At 72.6% G+C, this 17,241-nt stretch carries 11 protein-coding genes; 2 read left to right on the top strand and 9 right to left on the bottom strand.

Features of this window, described 5'->3' with window-relative positions:
- Positions 1-395 precede the first annotated feature (395 nt).
- The 8 genes from ACOV8S_RS20280 to galE form a co-directional block, all read right to left on the bottom strand.
- Positions 396-1,703, bottom strand: coding sequence for an MFS transporter (locus ACOV8S_RS20280; RefSeq protein ID WP_448319200.1), 1,308 nt, complete (start codon positions 1,701-1,703; stop codon positions 396-398).
- On the bottom strand, positions 1,700-2,188 hold the full coding sequence (locus ACOV8S_RS20275; RefSeq protein WP_448319199.1) for a MarR family winged helix-turn-helix transcriptional regulator: 489 nt from the start codon (positions 2,186-2,188) through the stop codon (positions 1,700-1,702). The genes ACOV8S_RS20280 and ACOV8S_RS20275 overlap by 4 nt, the downstream gene beginning before the upstream one ends.
- A gap of 138 nt (positions 2,189-2,326) precedes the next feature.
- On the bottom strand, positions 2,327-4,366 hold the full coding sequence (locus ACOV8S_RS20270) for a hypothetical protein (RefSeq protein ID WP_448319198.1): 2,040 nt from the start codon (positions 4,364-4,366) through the stop codon (positions 2,327-2,329).
- 200 nt (positions 4,367-4,566) lie between these two features.
- The gene (locus ACOV8S_RS20265) at positions 4,567-6,066 is read right to left on the bottom strand and encodes an SDR family NAD(P)-dependent oxidoreductase (RefSeq protein WP_448319197.1); all 1,500 of its coding nucleotides are present in this window, start codon (positions 6,064-6,066) and stop codon (positions 4,567-4,569) included.
- A 271-nt stretch (positions 6,067-6,337) separates the two neighbouring features.
- Positions 6,338-7,777, bottom strand: coding sequence for a GTPase ObgE (obgE, locus tag ACOV8S_RS20260; protein WP_448319196.1), 1,440 nt, complete (start codon positions 7,775-7,777; stop codon positions 6,338-6,340).
- Between the two features lie 131 nt (positions 7,778-7,908).
- Positions 7,909-8,163 (bottom strand): 50S ribosomal protein L27, encoded by a 255-nt coding sequence (rpmA, locus tag ACOV8S_RS20255; RefSeq protein WP_108955339.1) that lies wholly within the window; start codon positions 8,161-8,163, stop codon positions 7,909-7,911.
- 14 nt (positions 8,164-8,177) lie between these two features.
- Positions 8,178-8,498 (bottom strand): 50S ribosomal protein L21, encoded by a 321-nt coding sequence (gene rplU, locus ACOV8S_RS20250; protein WP_351114485.1) that lies wholly within the window; start codon positions 8,496-8,498, stop codon positions 8,178-8,180.
- Between the two features lie 233 nt (positions 8,499-8,731).
- The gene (galE, locus tag ACOV8S_RS20245; RefSeq protein WP_448319195.1) at positions 8,732-9,703 is read right to left on the bottom strand and encodes a UDP-glucose 4-epimerase GalE; all 972 of its coding nucleotides are present in this window, start codon (positions 9,701-9,703) and stop codon (positions 8,732-8,734) included.
- A gap of 173 nt (positions 9,704-9,876) precedes the next feature.
- Here galE and ACOV8S_RS20240 point away from each other — a divergent pair, with 173 nt between their 5' ends.
- Together ACOV8S_RS20240 and ACOV8S_RS20235 are read left to right on the top strand one after the other, a co-directional pair.
- Positions 9,877-12,771 (top strand): bifunctional glycosyltransferase/CDP-glycerol:glycerophosphate glycerophosphotransferase, encoded by a 2,895-nt coding sequence (locus tag ACOV8S_RS20240; RefSeq protein ID WP_448319194.1) that lies wholly within the window; start codon positions 9,877-9,879, stop codon positions 12,769-12,771.
- Positions 12,768-13,907 (top strand): glycosyltransferase family 4 protein, encoded by a 1,140-nt coding sequence (locus ACOV8S_RS20235; RefSeq protein WP_448319193.1) that lies wholly within the window; start codon positions 12,768-12,770, stop codon positions 13,905-13,907. Before ACOV8S_RS20240 ends, ACOV8S_RS20235 begins: the two co-directional genes overlap by 4 nt.
- A 157-nt stretch (positions 13,908-14,064) precedes the next feature.
- Here the strand turns inward: ACOV8S_RS20235 and ACOV8S_RS20230 are convergent.
- Positions 14,065-17,241: Rne/Rng family ribonuclease (locus ACOV8S_RS20230; protein ID WP_448319192.1), on the bottom strand; the 3,177-nt coding region annotated here is incomplete at its 5' end.

Genomic DNA, 17,241 nt, shown 5'->3' with positions numbered 1-17,241 from the left:
GTCCCCGCCCCGGCCCGCCCGGGTGCCCGTCCCGTCCCGGACGCGGCACCCGGGCGGTGCCATGTCCACCCCCGCCGGGACCCGGTGGGTCACCGCGTCACCGGCCGGACGACGGCGACGCGCGGCCGGCGGCGGCACCACGGCCGGACGGCGACGAGGACGCGGCGGAAGGCGGCGTCGAGGCGCACGGCACCCCGGCGGACGACGGCATCGAGGCGCACGACGGCAGCGCTACGGACGGCGGCACGGAGGCGCACGGCGGCAGCGCTACGGACGGCGGCACGGAGGCGCACGACGGCAGCGCTACGGACGGCGGCACGGAGGCGCACGACGGCAGCGCTACGGACGGCGGCATGGAGGGCCACGGCGGCGCGGCGGCATCGAGGCGGCCGGAGTCAGTGCACCTGCTCGGCGGCCGTCGCCGCTCCGCCGCCCGCGGGGGCGGCCTGCTCAGCCGCGGTGGCGCCGGACGGCGTGCGGTAGCCGCGCAGGGGTGCGTTGACCGCCCAGACGGCGGCGATCGCCAGGGCTGCGGAGAGCCCGCCGAGGACCAGGGAGAACGACGCGGACGTGGCCGAGGCCAGCACGCCGCCGCGGAGGTTGCCGAGTTCCGGGCCCGCGACGCCGATGACGTGCTCCACCGAGGAGACCCTCCCCCGGAAGGCGTCCGGGGTCTCCCGTTGGACCAGGGCGCCGCGGGTGACCACGGACACGGTGTCGGCGGCGCCCGCCACGGCCAGGCATCCGAGGGCCGCCCACAGAGGTCCCGCCAGGCCGAACCCGGCGAGCGCCAGGCTCCAGACCGTCGCCGCGGACAGCTGGACCAGGCCGGCCCGGCGGCGGCGCGTGACCGTGCCGGAGAGCAGACCGGCCGTGATCCCCCCGACCGCGACGGCCGAGAGGAACAGGCCGAGGGTCTGCGGGTGGCCCCCGTAGCGGATCTCGTTGACCAGCGGGAAGAGCGCGATGGGCATGGCGAGCAGCGTCGCGGACAGATCGGTGGCCATCGAGCCCCACAGCGTCGGGCGGCGCAGCACGATCCGCCACCCGCCACGCTCCGGTCGGCGCCTGCCGCCTCCCGTCCCGGCCCCTGCGGGCGGCATGGCGGGCAGGCGGAGCAGCGCCAGCACCGAGACCGCCACGGCCACGGCCTGGACCGCGTAGGCGGCGGCGTAGCCCCCGTGGGCGATGACCAGCCCGGCCGCCGCGGGGCCGGTCATCATCGCCGCCTGGAACGAGACGTTGGTCAGCGCGAGGCCGGCCGCGACCTGGTCGTCCGGCAGCAGCCGGACCGGGAAGGTGCGCCGGGCGGGAGCGCCGAGGGCGCCGCAGCTCGCCCCCACGGCCACCAGGGCGAGCAGCACCGGCACGCTCCGGTTGTCCGCCGCGGCCTGGACGCACAGCCCGACGGCGGCCAGCAGCTGACCCGCGGTGGTGGCCCGCACCACCGTGCGGCGGTCGAAGGTGTCGGCCACCGTGCCGCCGATCAGCCCGAACAGCACCATCGGCAGGCCGGTGGCCAGCCCGATGGCGCCGGTGGCCACCGGGCTGCCGGTCAGGTCCCAGACCTGGGCCAGGACCGCCACGTTGGCCGTGTGCCCGCCGAGCTGGGAGGCGGAGGTGCCGATCCACAGGTCGCGGAACGGCCGGCTGCCGCGCAGCGGACGGGTGTCGAGGAACCGGAGGCGGACACGCCGCCTCACGGCGAGGGCTCGTCGAGGTGGTGGAGGATCCGCCGCCGCATCGACCGGCGCTCCAGCGCCCTCCGCACCTCCTCGACGACGGCGGTCATCGCGTACGGGACCTCGCCGTCCAGCTCGGCGACCGTGGCGTGGGTGGCGCGCCACTCCGCCTCCAGGAACGGCACCAGGGAGCGGCCGCGCTCGGTCAGGTCGATCCGCCGGGTACGGGCGTCGGGCCCGGGCTCGGAGGTGACGAGACCCTCCTTGCGCATCGCCGCGACGGTCTGGCTGATCGCGGAGTGTGAACGGTCCAGCGACCGCGCGAGCTCGCGGATGGTCAGAGGTCCGGTGTGGGCGAGCCGGATCAGCGGATAGGCGAACCGCGGCCGCACGCCCTCGATGCCGCGCTCCACGTAGACCTGCTCGATCTCGGCGTCCATGGCCGCCAGGAGCTGGTGCAGGGAGTGCCAGGGGTCCGGTCGCGTGGTGGGGTCCGAAGATGTCACAGCGCTAATATAACAGCGCTGTCACATTAGGTCGGAGGGCGGCCGTCCTCAGCCTTTCGGGAGTGTCTTCGCGAGCGTGCGGCCTCTCCGGGACGCCCCCCGTCGCCCGGGGGCGGCGCGGGGTCGTCCGTCCCGGGGTCAGTGACTGGGGACCTCGGCGGGGGCGCCGGCGCGGGCCTGGCCGAGGTTGCGGGCCTCGGCCTTGAGGGCCAGGGCGGCGACGGCCGCGTTGAACCGGACCAGGGACGGCGGCTCGTCCGCCCCCAGCAGGTACTCCTTGAGCTCACGCCGCGCCCCGGCGAGGACGTCCGCCGCCGGGTCCCGTACCGCCGCCAGCAGCTCCTCCAGCTCCGTCGCCTCGTTGGACAGGATCACCGCCGCGCGGACCGCGGTGTTCTGCCGGACGAACTCCTCGGCCCCCAGCGCGGCGGAGTCCACCACCGCGTACGGCTTGCCGCTGGCGATGAAGTCGGAGACCACGCTGGAGATGTCGGAGACCATCGCGTCGGAGACGTTGAAACAGTCGTACAGCAGCGGCTCGGGTCCGGTGATCACCCGGTGCTCCCACTCGGGGAAGGAGCGCCAGTACGCGTCGTTCCACCGCTCGCGGAGCCGGGCGATCTCGTCGTAGACCGTGAGGTCGGCCACCCCGTCCCGGGTGGCCACCGCCTCGTCGCCGCCGGTCCCGCCGCCGGCGAGCTCGGCGAGCCGCGCCTCGGTCCGGGCCAGCTCCTCGCGCGCCGCCTCCACCGCCGCCTCGTCCCGGACGAAGCCGGGGTCCAGCGCCCGCGCGGCGGCCGCCTGCTCCACCAGCGCGGTGAGCCGCTCGTGGGCCTCCCGGGCCTTGGGGCTGCGGGTGCCGGTGAAGGGGTGCGGCTTGTACAGCACCCGCACCGGCCGGTCCGCCGCCAGCAGCCGGCGGACGATGTTCTCGCCGGCCGCCATCAGCGAGGTGTTGCCGGGGGCGTCGTCCCAGCCCTCCCAGGTGGGCGCGTAGAGCACCGTCGGCACCCCGGTCCGCTCCCGGCGGCCGGCCCGGATGGGGGCCAGCTGCGGGCGGCCGACCTCGACGACGTCCTCGTCACGGACCCCGACGTCCACCACGGCCCACCGGTCGCGCCCGGCCCGGCCGGCCGTCCACACCTCGTCGTAGACCTTGCTGTACGGGTTGACGCTGGCGACCTTGTCGCTGTCGCCGTGGCCGATGAAGGCATGCTTCATGGTCGGCACCCGCAGCAGGTGGATGTTCTTGCCGACGTTGGCCGCGTACAGCGCCACCCGGACCGTGGACAGGTCGAGGTTCATCAGGTGGACGCCGCCGGGCACGCAGACCACCGGGACGGTGGTGGGCGCGAGCCGCTCCAGCACGACCCGCTCCCGCAGGATGATCAGCGGCCGGGTGTCCAGCCGCTCCATGGTCTCCAGCCACATGTTGACCTGGTAGGCCGACTCCTTGGCCCCGGAGAAGTACAGGACCGTCTCCGGCCGGTAGGCGCGCAGCCAGGTCTCCATCGCCTCGAGCACCGACTCGGCCGAGGGGGCACGGCGCGGTCCGACCAGGTACGGCAGCAGGACCACGGTGTAGAGCCCGCCCAGGCCGAGGGTGGCGACGATGCCGAGACCGCCCCACAGGCCCTGGCCGAGGAAGGCGGAGAGCAGGCCGCCCACGAAGACCGGCAGGTCGAGGTGGAGCATCTTCTCGCCGGAACGGTGCAGCAGGCGCCGCGAGGGGGCGTCCGGTATCCGGACGGCCGTCGCCAGGGCGATGTTCCGGGTGGCCACCGGCAGCGTGCGCCGGATCCTGATCAGCGCCACCAGCGCGCCGTGCACCGCCTGCAGCCCGTAGAAGCTGATGAAGCAGGCGACCAGGGCGTAGAAGAACACCCCGTACGCCAGCCCCAGCCGGGCCAGCAGCAGGACCAGGATGAGCTGGCGTACCAGGAAGCGGATGGCCAGGCCCGCCCGCACCATGCTGAGCCGGTTGACCAGGTAGCTGTTGCGGCGGTGCAGGTAGTGGTCGGCCCCGTAGGTCACGGCGGCGGCGACGGAGAACAGGGGGATGTTCGGCAGCAGCGCGGCGATCATCAGGGCGGGAAAGCCCACCACGATGAGGGCGGCGGCGGCGACCAGTTCCCCCACGCTGCCCACCCGGGCGGCGCGAACGGCTGTCGATATCACGTCTGACCTTGCTCCTGGAGAGGTGCCGGCTTGGTGCGTGAACGGTGGGCGCATAACTCCGACAGTTCCGGAAAAGACCGTGCGTTTTCCCGATTGGTGCGACTCGTGCGGTATTCAGCTGTTCAGGTGATCAGGCCCCTGCCGTCGCACCTCTCGATGCAGCCACAGAGGCCTGAACGATTTCTGGCAATTGCGGCCGATTATGCCACGCCGTCGTGCCGGTCAAGAACAGTAGCGAGCGCCTGCTCGAATCCGGACGCCTGGCCGGCGACCGCCGTCGGATCCTGCTGCCGCACGTCGATGACATGACCGGTGAGGTCGGAGAGCAGCACGTCCAGGGAGGTGCGGGCGACCGCCCGGGAGGAGAGGAGCGAGTCCACCGGCTCCTGGCCGAAGGCCTTCGTCCGCATGGGTGTCGCCGTGCGCTCGGGGTTGACGCAGTTGACCCGCACCCCGTCGGCGGCCCACTCGTCGGCCAGCGCCTGGGTGAGGTTGACGACCGCCGCCTTGGTGGAGGAGTAGAGGCTGTAGTCGGCGCGGCCCCGGGTGTAGCTGCTGGAGGTGTAGAGCAGCAGCTGGCCCTTGGTCGCGGCGAGGTACCGGTACGCCGAGCGGGCGATCTGCACGGGAGCCAGGTAGTTGACCCGCAGGGCCTCCAGGATGGTGTCGTTGTCCGTCTCGTCGAGCCTGCCGATGCGCAGCACGCCGGCGGTGTTGATGACGTAGTCGATCCGGCCGCTCTCCGCGTACGCCTTGCTGAGCGCCTTCTCGACGTCCTCGGCGTTCTCCACGTGCGTGCCGGTGGTGGAGCGGCTCAGCGCGTACACCGAGGCGCCGTACCCCGCGGCGAGGTCCGCGACGTCCTTGCCGATGCCGTAGGAGCCGCCGAAGACCACCACCGTGCGGCCGGTGAGCAGCTCGCGGTAGCACTCCTCGCCGCGGGGCTCGGGGGCCGCCGTGGAGGCCAGCTGGAAGAGCTTGTCGGCGATGAAGACGTCCACCGGCTGGGTGACCTTCATGTTGTACTCGTCGCCTGCGACCACGTGGATCGGGACGTCGGGCAGGTACTTGAGGACCACCGAGCAGTCGTCGGTTGCCTGGAAGTGGGGGTCCTGGGCGGCGATCTCGTAGGCGTGACGGATCGTCGAGAGCTTGAACGCCTGGGGCGTCTGGCCGCGGCGCAGCCGGGAGCGGTCGGGGATCTCGGTGATGAACTCCCCGTCCTCCCCGTGGGTGCGGGTGACGATGATGGTGTCCGCCGACGGGATCGCCACGTCCACCGCCTGGTAGCGCTCCAGCGCGCGCACGCACTCGTCGATGACCCGCCGGCCGAGCAGCGGGCGCACCGCGTCGTGGAAGAGGACGTCGAGGTCCTCCCCGTCGGCGAGACCCTCGCCGAGCACCTCGATGGCGCGCCGGGTGGTCTCGTTGCGGGTGCCGCCGCCCTCGACGATCCGCCGCACCTTGGTGAACCCTGCGCGCTCCACGATCCGCTCGACGTCCGGCACGTAGCCGGGCGCCATCAGGACCACCACGTCGTCGATGGAATCGGTCTGCTCGAACGTGTGCAGGGTGTGCTCGATGACCGCCTTTCCGGCGATCTTGATGAGCTGCTTGGGAATCTGCAGCCCGACCCGCTGCCCGGTTCCGCCGGCGAGGATCACTGCGGTCGTGCGAGGAACGGTTATGCGCTGCGACACGGGAGATTCCATCCTTGGCATCAGCGGTCCGGGCTCGGGAGATCGGGTGATCCCCCACCACTTGGTACCACACTGCCTTCGTGGTTTCGTTTCCCGCAAACAACCTGCTCACACGCATTCCGCCTGCGCACCAGGACGCACAAGCGGAATACATTCTTTCGATTCTCGACCCATATGCGCTAAGCGGCGAACAGGTGTGTCAAAAACAGATCCGGCCGGATCTCCCCGCTGAGCAGGGAGGATCCGGCCGGAATTCGGCGGGTCGGAAGGACTAGAAAGGCTTGAAGTCCTCGAACTCCTGAGTGGCGTCGTCGCGCTCCGCCTGGCGGTCGCGGCGGCGCTGGGCGGCGGGGCGGGGCTCCTCGAAGCGATGGTCCTCGCCGCGGCGGCCGAGCATCTCGGCGCCGGCGGTGACCGTCGGCTCCCAGTCGAAGACCACGGCGTTGTCCTCGGGGCCGATGGCGACGCCGTCGCCCGCCCGGGCGCCCGCCTTCATCAGGGCCGCCTCGACGCCCAGACGGTTGAGGCGGTCGGCCAGGAAGCCCACGGCCTCGTCGTTGTTGAAGTCCGTCTGCCGCACCCAGCGCTCCGGCTTCTCGCCGCGGACGCGGTACAGGCCGTCCTCCTCACGGGTGACGGTGAAGCCGCTGTCGTCCACCGCCTTGGGCCGGATGACGATGCGGGTCGCCTCGTCCTTGGGCTTGCGGGCGCGGTGCTTGGCCACCAGTTCGGCCAGGGCGAAGGAGAGCTCCTTGAGCCCCGTGCGGGCCACCGCGGACACCTCGAAGACGCGGTAGCCGCGCTCCTCCAGGTCGGGGCGGACCATCTCGGCGAGGTCGCGGCCGTCCGGCACGTCGATCTTGTTGAGGACGACCAGCCGGGGGCGCTTGTCCAGGCCGGCGCCGTAGCTGCGGAGCTCCTCCTCGATGACGTCGAGGTCGGAGACCGGGTCGCGGTCGGACTCCAGGGTGGCGGTGTCCAGCACGTGCACCAGCACGCTGCAGCGCTCGACGTGGCGCAGGAACTCCAGGCCCAGGCCCTTGCCCTGGCTGGCGCCCGGGATGAGGCCGGGGACGTCGGCGACGGTGTAGACGGTCGAGCCGGCCGTCACCACGCCCAGGTTGGGGACCAGGGTGGTGAAGGGGTAGTCGGCGATCTTCGGCTTGGCGGCGCTCATCACCGAGATCAGCGAGGACTTGCCGGCGCTCGGGTAGCCCACCAGCGCCACGTCGGCGACGGTCTTGAGCTCCAGGACGACGTCCCCGGCGTCGCCCGGCTCGCCCAGCAGCGCGAAGCCGGGGGCCTTGCGGCGGGCCGAGGCCAGCGCCGCGTTGCCGAGGCCGCCGCGGCCGCCCTGGGCGGCGACGAAGGACGTGCCCTCGCCGACCAGGTCGGCCAGCACGTTGCCCTGCTTGTCGAGCACCACGGTGCCGTCCGGGACGGCCAGGACCAGGTCCTCGCCCTCCTTGCCGGCGCGGTTGCCGCCCTCGCCGGGCTTGCCGTTGGTGGCCTTGCGGTGCGGGGAGTGGTGGTAGTCGAGCAGCGTCGTCACCGACTGGTCGACGACCAGGATCACGTCGCCGCCACGGCCGCCGTTGCCGCCGTCCGGGCCGCCCAGGGGCTTGAACTTCTCCCGGTGCACGGAGGCACAGCCGTGGCCCCCGTTACCCGCGGCGACGTGCAGTTCGACGCGGTCCACGAAGGTGGTCATGGTCAGGTGCCTCCAGTACGGTCAAGTCTTGGGTCAAACAAGTGCTCGCGTGTCACACAACACGCGAAAGGCGGACCCACTTCCCCGGAGGGAAGTGAGGTCCGCCTCGCGAATGAGTTCGGTCAGCCTGCTCAGGCGACCGGAACGATGTTCACGACCTTGCGGCCACGGTGGGTGCCGAACTGCACCGCACCGGCCTCGAGGGCGAACAGCGTGTCGTCGCCGCCGCGGCCGACGCCCGCACCCGGGTGGAAGTGGGTGCCGCGCTGGCGGACCAGGATCTCACCGGCGTTGACGGTCTGACCGCCGAAGCGCTTCACACCGAGCCGCTGAGCGTTGGAGTCGCGACCGTTCCGGGTGGACGATGCGCCCTTCTTGTGTGCCATGTCTCCTCAGTCCCTTACTTCGCAGCCGTGGGGATCGACGTGACCTTGATCGCCGTGTACTGCTGGCGGTGGCCCTGCCGACGACGGTAGCCCGTCTTGTTCTTGTAGCGCAGAATGTCGATCTTCTGGCCCTTGTGGTGGTCCACGATCTCGGCCTGGACCTTGATGCCGTCCAGGACCCACGGGTCGCTGGTGACGGAGTCGCCGTCGACAACGAGCAGGGTCGAGAGCTCGACCGTGTCGCCAACCTTGGCAGTGGAAATCTTGTCAACCTCAACGATGTCGCCCACAGCAACCTTGTGCTGGCGACCACCGCTGCGCACGATGGCGTACACGCGGATCTCACTCTCTTTCGGAAACGGCACCCCCGCAGTCCAGCCTCCCTGTGACAAGGGACCGGCCTCTCCCGGGGCGCGGCACGAGGCCTGCGGCCGGCCGGGAGGAATGAGGTTTACGGGGATGTGGCGTGTCGATGGACACGCCGAGGGTCAAGGTTACGGTGACCGGGGCTGGGGGGTCAAACCGGCCCCGACCCGCCCCGACCGGCCGCCGCCAGGCGTGCACGCCGTCAGGCGTGCAGGTGACGCCACCCGTCCCAGGCGGAGCGGATCATGTCGTCCAAGTCGTGACGGGCGGACCAGCCGAGTTCGGCCGCGATCCGCTCGGCGGAGGCGACCACGCTCGCGGGGTCGCCGGGGCGGCGCGGGCCGACCTCGGGCGTCAGGTGCTCGTTGCCGGTGACCTTCAGGATGCGGTCGATCATCTCGCGGACCGAGCTGCCCTCGCCCCGCCCGATGTTCAGGACCAGCGCGGTGCCCTCCTCGGCGCCGGCCAGGCGCCTCGCGGCGGCCAGGTGCGCGGAGGCGATGTCCAGGACGTGGATGTAGTCCCGCACGCAGGTGCCGTCCGGAGTGGCGTAGTCGTCGCCGAAGACCACGGGCGCCTGCCCGGCCTCGACGCGGCCGAAGACCATGGGAACGATGTTGCTCGTACCGACGTCGGCGAGTTCGGGGGCGGCGGCGCCGGCCACGTTGAAGTAGCGCATGGCCGCCGACCGGATGCCGTACGCCCGGGAGGCGGCGGCGATCAGCCACTCACCGGTGAGCTTGGTGGCGCCGTAGGGGTTGATGGGGGCGCAGGGGGTGTCCTCGGTGACCAGGTCCACGTCGGGCATCCCGTACACGGCGGCGGACGAGGAGAAGACGATGCTGTTCACACCGGTGGCCGTCATCGCCTCCAGCAGCGTCTGCAGCCCGGTGACGTTCTCCCGGTAGTAGCGGAGCGGCTGCTCCACGGACTCCGCCACCTGCTTCTTGGCCGCGATGTGCACCACCCCGGTGACCCGGTGCTCGCGCATCGTCCGCTCCAGCAGCGGACCGTCCAGGACGCTGCCCGTCACCAGGGGCACTCCGGCGGACACCCGCTCCGCGAAGCCGGTGGACAGGTCGTCGAACACCACGACGTCCTCCCCGCCCTCGGTCATGGCGCGCACCACGTGGGCGCCGATGTACCCGGCACCGCCTGTGACCAGCCAGCTCATGGGTGTACCTCCTGGGTGTCGACCGGCGTCCAGACTCCCCCATCGCCCCGGCGGAAGCGAGCCGGGTGCGCCGCGGCGGTGGACTCGCGAGCCGGTGGCACTGCGGGTTATATGGGAAAACACCCCGATTGTCCCTGGCCGCCCTGCCCCGCCCATCCACGGAGGTGCCGCCGGTGTCCGCCCAGCACGACGAGAGTCAGCACCAGGACGTGCCCGACATCAGCGTCGTGGTCATCGTCTACAACGACGAGCGGCGTCTGCCGGACGCGGTGCGCTCCGTGCTGGAGCAGACCCTGCGCAACGTCGAGGTGGTCATCGCCGACGACTGCTCCACCGACGGGTCCTTCGAGGTGGCCCGGCGGCTGGCGGCCGCGTCGGACCGGGTGCGGGCGCTGCGGCTGCCGGAGAACAGCGGCGGCTGCGGGGAGCCGCGCAACCAGGGCGTCGCGGCGAGCCGCGGCCGCTACGTGATGTTCCTGGACAGCGACGACACCCTGGAGCCGAACGCCTGCCGCAACATGCTGGAGGCCGCCGAGAGCACCGGCGCCGACCTGGTCTCCGGGCTCTGCCTGCGGGTGCACGTGGACAGCAGGTGGGGCACCACCGCCCCCTGGTACCCGTGGCTCTACCGCAGGACCCGCACCCTGGACTCGATCGCCGAGCTCCCCGACCTGCTGGTTTACGACACCCTGTCGACCAACAAGTGCTACCGCCGCGCGTGGCTGCTGGCCGAGGGGCTGACCTTCCCCCGCGGCATCCACTACGAGGACCTGCTCTTCTCGGCCCGCGCCTACCTGGCCGCCTCCCGCATCACGCTGATCCCCAACACGGTCTACCACTGGAACGTGGTGCGGAAGGCCGAGGCCAAGTCGATCAGCAACCGGCGGCACGAGATCAACAACTTCGCCGACCGGCTGGAGATCCACCGCCGGATCGACCGGATCCTCGCCGCCGAGGGCCACGACGAGCTGCGGCTGCACAAGGACCGCAAGTTCCTCAAGCACGACCTCGTCCTCTACCTGCGCGAGCTCCCCTTCCTGGACGACGACTACCGGCGCCGCTTCGCCGAGATGGCCGACGGCTACCTCCGCGAGTTCCCCGAGGAGGCCTACGAGGGGCTGTCGCCCGTCCACCGGCTGTGCGCCTACCTCCTGCTGCGGGAGGACTGGGAGCACCTGATGCCGGCCGTCGACACCCTGATCAACAGGAACAAGGTGTCCAGCCCGCTCGTCGAGCGCGACGGCCGGATCTACTGGTGCGAGGAGCACCTCGACGACCCGCTGGGCCGCGCCGTCCTCGACGTCACCGACCTCGACCTCCACGACAAGCCGGTCTCCCGCCTGTACCTGCGCAACGCGCTCACCGGCTACCGCGAGTCGCCCGAGGGCGTCACCCTGTCGGGCGAGGTCGTCAACCCGCTGGGCGCGGTCGCGCCGGACGCCCGTCTCGCGGCGGAGCTGGAGTTCCGGGCCCGGCGCCGCAGCCTGCGCTCCTTCCGCTTCCCGGTGCGCTCGGTGCGCCACCGGGGCCGTTCCATCACCTGGGAGGCGGACGTGCCGCTGGCCCGCAAGCTGCGGCCGGTGGGCGTCCTGGACGACGTGTGGGACGTGCGGATGCACCTCACCGTGGACGGCGAGCGCACCACCACCCGCCTCACCGCGGGCCGCACCGACCTCGGCGCCGAGGAGGACGGCACCGTCCGGGTGCGGCCGCTGCTGAGCCGGCTGGCGGCCGACCGCCTCCGACCGCGGGTCTCCTCCCACGGTCACCTGGCCTTCCACCTGGTCCAGCACGGCACGCTCCCCCGGCGCACCTCCGGCCTGCTGCGCCACCACATGCAGAGCCCGCCCGCCCGGCTCACCAAGAGGGCGCTGCGCGGCGCCCTGGCCCTGCGCGAGGAACTGCGCTCCGGCCGCCGCAAGATCGACGCGTACCACCGGATGATCCGCGTGCTGCCGGTCCGCCGGGGCACGGTCGTCTTCGAGAGCCACCTCGGCAAGCAGTACGGCGACAGCCCGCGCGCGATCCACGAGGAGCTGCGCCGCCGGGGCGTGCCGGTGCGGGCCGTCTGGGCGTACCAGGGATCGCCCAAGGGCTTCCCGGCCGACGCGGAGCTGGTGCGCCGCTGGTCCTGGCGGTACATGCGGGAGCTCGCCCAGGCGGAGTTCTGGATCGACAACCAGGGCTTCCCGCTGAAACTGGCCAAGCGCCCGGAGACGACGTACATCCAGACCTGGCACGGCTCCGCGCTCAAGCGGATGGGCTTCGACGCCCCGCAGCTGCGGACCATGCCGGAGGCCGAACGGCGGCTCTACCAGCGGGCCGTGGACCGCTTCGACCACTTCGTGGTCCGCGGGCGGCACGACGAGGTCACCCTCGCCCAGGCATTCCGGATCCCGGACGAGAAACTGCTGCGCACCGGCTACCCCCGCAACGACGCCCTGGTGCGGGCCCGCGAGTCCAGCGCGCCCTCCCGCGCGGCGGAGGAGCTGGCACTGCGCCTGGGCGTCCGCCGCGACCTGCCGGTGGTGCTGTACGCGCCGACCTTCCGGGCGCTGGACGGCGGCGGGGTGCGCTCCTTCGAGTTCCCCTTCGACGTCGAGGAGTTCGCACGGCGGTTCGGGGACCGGCTCACCCTGCTGGTCCGCACCCACTACCTCAACAGCGTCACCCTGCCGCCCTCGGTCCACGGGCGGGTGATCGACGCCGGCCAGGAACCCGACATCACCCCCGTGCTGCTGCTGGCGGACGTCCTGGTCACCGACTACTCGTCCGTGATGTTCGACTACTCGCTCCTGCAGCGGCCGATGGTGTTCTTCACCTACGACGAGGAGGAGTACACGCAGGGCCGCGGCACCTACTTCGACCTGTCCGAGGAGGCGCCGGGCCCGGTGGTGCGCACGGCCGACGAGCTCTTCGAGGTCCTCTCCCGCCTGGACGACCCGGCGGGCCCGGCCGCGTACAAGGCGCGGCTCAAGGAGTTCATGACCCGGTACGGCGAGTACGACCAGGGGGACGCCGCCGCACGGATCGTCGACCGCTTCTTCGGACCGCAGGAGGCACGGTGAGGCGAGACATCGTCCTGGTCGGCAACGAGGTCAACGAGCTGGGCGGTGTGGGCCGCTGGCAGACCTCCATGGCGCGGCTGTTCGCCGAGCGCGGCCACCGGGTGACCGTGGTCGGCGTCGCGCCGCCCGGCGCGCCCTTCGGCCTGGGCGAGGACCCGCCCTTCGACACCCTCACGCTGTACCGTGAACGCCCGCCCGCGCCGCGGCGCACCCGCGGCCTGCGACGGCTGGACCTGGCGGCGGTGCGTCACGAGGCGCTGCGGGAGAAGGAGATGCGGGAGGCCGCCGGGCGGCTGTCCGCCGTCCTGCGCGCCCGCCGGCCCGGCGCCACGGTGATCGTCACCCAGGTGTGGGCGATGGAGTGGGTCGCCCTCGCGGACACCTCCGGTCACACCGTCATCGGCATGAGCCACGAGTCGTTCGACACCTCACGGGGCTCCTCCCGCTTCGCCCGGATCAAGGAGCACTACCGCGACGTCGACCGGCTGCTGCTGCTCACCCGCGAGGACGCCGACCGGTGGATCGGGCAAGGCTTCAACCACGTCGGCTTCATGCCGAACCCCACGCCGCTTCGTTCTCCCGCGCCCTCGCCGCGCACGGACCGGACGGTCGTCTCCATCGGGCGGCTGGGTTACGAGAAGGGCGTCGACATGCTGCTCGACACCTGGGCCGAGGTCGTCCCCCGGCACCCCGGGTGGCGGCTGCGGATCCACGGGGCCGGGCCGGACGAGGAGGCCCTGCGCCGGCAGTGCTCGGCGCTGGGCCTGGACGGTTCGGTGGAGTGGGCGGGGCTGACCGAGGACGTCGCCGGGGCGCTGCGGCGGTCGTCCGTGTTCATCCTGTCCTCCCGCGGCGAGGGCTTCCCGCTGGCCCTGCTGGAGGCGATGTCCTGCGCGGTGCCGTGCGTCGCCTTCGACTGCGCGCCGGGTGTCCGCGAGATCGTGCGGGACGAGGAGGACGGCCTGCTGGCCCGCCCGGGCAACGTCCCTGAGCTGGCCCGCCACCTGGACCGTCTCCTGTCGGACGCGGCGCTGCGCGACCGGATGGGCGAGCGCGCACGGGAGAACGTGCGGCGCTTCTCCCCCGAGTCGATCACCGACCGGTGGGAGCGGCTGTTCGACCTGCTGGAGCGCTGACACCACGAGGTCCGCACGGTCGGACACCGCGAGGCCCGCCCGGTCGGACACCGCGAGGCCTTCGCGTCCGGCTACGGGGAAGCGGGAAGCCCGCCGGCTGCGCTCCCGGGCGGGGAGCGGAGCCGGCGGGCTTCCTGGTGCGGCGGAGCCGCCGTGATCAGTCCTCCGTGGAGGCGGTCACCGAGGACGGCGACTGCTGCTCGGCGGCAGCGGTCTTCTTCGCCGTCTTCTTGGCGGCGGCCTTCTTCGTCGTGGCCTTCTTGGCCGTCGACTTGGCAGCCGTCGTCTTCGCTGTGGTCGCCTTCTTGACGGCGGCCTTCTTGGCCGGCGCCTTCTTGGCGGCCGTCTTCTTCACCGCGGCCTTCTTGGCGGTCTTCCGGGCCGGCTTGGCCTCCGCCTCGCTCTCGGCACCGGTCTCCGCGGCCTCGTCGGCCACGGGGGCCTCCACTGCCTCGGCGGCGTCCTGGCCCGCGGCCGGGAGGACCACCACGGCGTCCTCCTCCGACGCCGTCGGCGCCGTCGCCTTGCGGACCGCGCGGCGACGCGGACGCGCCGGGGGCGCGGCCTCGGTCACCGGCTCGGCGGCCTCGGCGGCGGGCTCCGCGACCGGCTCGGCCTGCGGCTCGGCGGCGGGGGCCTGCTCGACCACCGTCACCGCGGCCTCCTCGGCGGCGGCCGGCGCTCCGGCGGGCGCGGAGACCCGGCGGGTGGCGCGGCGGCGACCACGGCGGGGCGCCTCCTCGGCCTCCGGCTCGGCGGCCCGGTCGGCCTCACCGGACGGGACCACCGGGTCCTGCACGGCGGCCGGCTCGGCCTGTGCCTCGGCGGCGGGCTCGGCGACCACCGGACGCGCGGCCTCCTCGGCGGCCGTCACGTCCTGCGCGGTCGGCTCGGCCTGCTCGGCGGCCTCGGCGCGGGCGTCCTGGGCGGCCTGCTCGGCCCGGCGGCGGCTGCGCGCCTGCGCCTTGGTCTCGCGCGGCTCGCGGGTCTCCCGGGCCTCGGTCTCCTCGGCGCGCGGAGCGCCGGCGGGCGACGTGGCCCGGCGGCTCGTCCGGCGGCGACCACGGCGGCCGGCCGCGGCCTCCGCCTCGGCGACGGAGCTGTACAGCTCCTCGTCCGCCGTGAAGTCGGGCGCGGGCAGCTCGACCGGCTCCTCGGTGGACTCCGTGACGGTGGACGCCTCGCGCTCGAGCTCGGCCTCCTCCTCCGCGGAGGGGGCCTCGGCGATCAGCTCGGACGGCTCGTGCTCGTGGGGCTGCTCCTGCTGCCCGTCACGCGAACCGCCGCGCTTCTTCTTCTTGCCACCGCCGCCGACGGCGGTCGGCTGCTCCATGTGGACGACCAGGCCACGGCCGTTGCAGTGGACGCAGGTCTCGGAGAAGGACTCCAGCAGGCCCTGGCCGACCCGCTTGCGGGTCATCTGCACCAGGCCCAGCGAGGTGACCTCGGCGACCTGGTGCTTGGTCCGGTCCCGGCCCAGGCACTCCAGGAGGCGCCGCAGCACCAGGTCCCGGTTGGACTCCAGCACCATGTCGATGAAGTCGATGACGATGATGCCGCCGAGGTCGCGCAGCCGCAGCTGGCGGACGATCTCCTCGGCCGCCTCCAGGTTGTTCCTGGTGACGGTCTCCTCGAGGTTGCCGCCCTGACCGGTGAACTTGCCGGTGTTGACGTCGACGACGATCATCGCCTCGGTCCGGTCGATCACCAGCGAACCGCCGCTGGGCAGCCAGACCTTGCGGTCCAGCGCCTTGGCGAGCTGCTCGTCGATCCGGTACGTGGCGAACACGTCGACCTCGGAGGTCCACCGCTGCAGGCGTTCCGCCAGGTCCGGCGCGACACCGGCCACGTAGCCGTGGATGGTCTGCCAGGCCTCGTCGCCGCTGACGACGACCTTGGTGAAGTCCTCGTTGAAGATGTCGCGGACGACGCGGACGGTCATGTCCGGCTCGCCGTAGAGCAGCGTCGGCGCGTTGCCCTTCTTCGCCTTCTGCTGGATCTCCTCCCACTGGCCCTGCAGACGCTCGACGTCGCGGCGCAGCTCGTCCTCGCTGGCGCCCTCGGCGGCGGTGCGCACGATGACGCCGGCGTCCTCGGGGACGATCTTCTTGAGGATGGTCTTCAGCCGGGCGCGCTCGGTGTCGGGCAGCTTGCGGCTGATACCGGTCATCGACCCCTCGGGGACGTAGACCAGGTAGCGGCCGGGCAGCGAGACCTGGCTGGTCAGGCGGGCACCCTTGTGGCCGATCGGGTCCTTGGTGACCTGGACCAGCACGGACTGGCCGGACTTCAGGGCCGTCTCGATGCGGCGCGGCCCGTGGGCCATGCCGAGCGCCTCGAAGTTGACCTCGCCGGCGTAGAGCACGGCGTTGCGGCCCTTGCCGATGTCGATGAAGGCGGCCTCCATCGACGGCAGGACGTTCTGCACCTTGCCGAGGTAGACGTTGCCGACGTAGGAGGTCGACTGCTCCTTGTTGACGTAGTGCTCGACGAGGATGTTGTCCTCGAGCACGCCGATCTGGGTGCGGTCGCCGTGCTGGCGGACCACCATCACGCGCTCGACGGCCTCACGGCGGGCCAGGAACTCGGCCTCGGTGATGATCGGCACGCGGCGGCGGCCCTGCTCGCGGCCCTCGCGGCGGCGCTGCTTCTTCGCCTCCAGGCGGGTGGAGCCCTTGATGGACTGCACCTCGTCGGCGGCAGCGTCACCGGGGCCGGAGCGTTCGTCCTTCTTGCGGGGCTCGCGGACCTTCACGACGGTGCGCTCGGGGTCGTCCTGCGAGGGCTCGGCCTCGGGGGAGGAGTCGCCGGCGCGACGACGGCGGCGCCGGCGCCGGCGGGAGCTGCTGGAGCCGCCGGACTGCTCGCGCTCGGTGTCACCCTCGCGCTCGTCCTCGTCGACGTCCTCGGAGGCGTCCGAGGTGTCCTCGGCGATCTGCTCCGCGGTGTCCTCGGCGTCCTGCTCGGCCTGCTCGGCGGCGGTCTCGTCGGTGTCGGCCTCGTCGGCCAGGTCGGCGTCGGTGTCGCGCTCGCCGCTGTCGGCGTCGCCGGACTCGCCGCGACGACGACGGCGGCCGCCCCGGCGGCGACGGCGGCGGGAACCGGTCTCCTCGTAGTCGCCCTCGCCCTGGTCGCCCCGGTCGGCCTGCTCGGCTTCCTCGGCGGACTCCTCGTCCACGGCCTCCTCGACGGGCGCGGCGGGCGCGGCGGCCTGGGCGGCGGGCGCCTCGGCGCGCGTCTGCTCGGCGGCGGGGGCGTTGTCCTCGCCGCCGCGGCGCCGGCGGTTGCGGCGGCGGGCGCCGGTCTGCTCGGTCTCCTCGGCGGACTCCTCCAC

It is taken from the genome of Streptomyces sp. CO7 (assembly GCF_053474865.1).
Note: the sequence above shows the minus strand (reverse complement) of the source record. Positions and strands in the feature narration are given on the sequence as shown.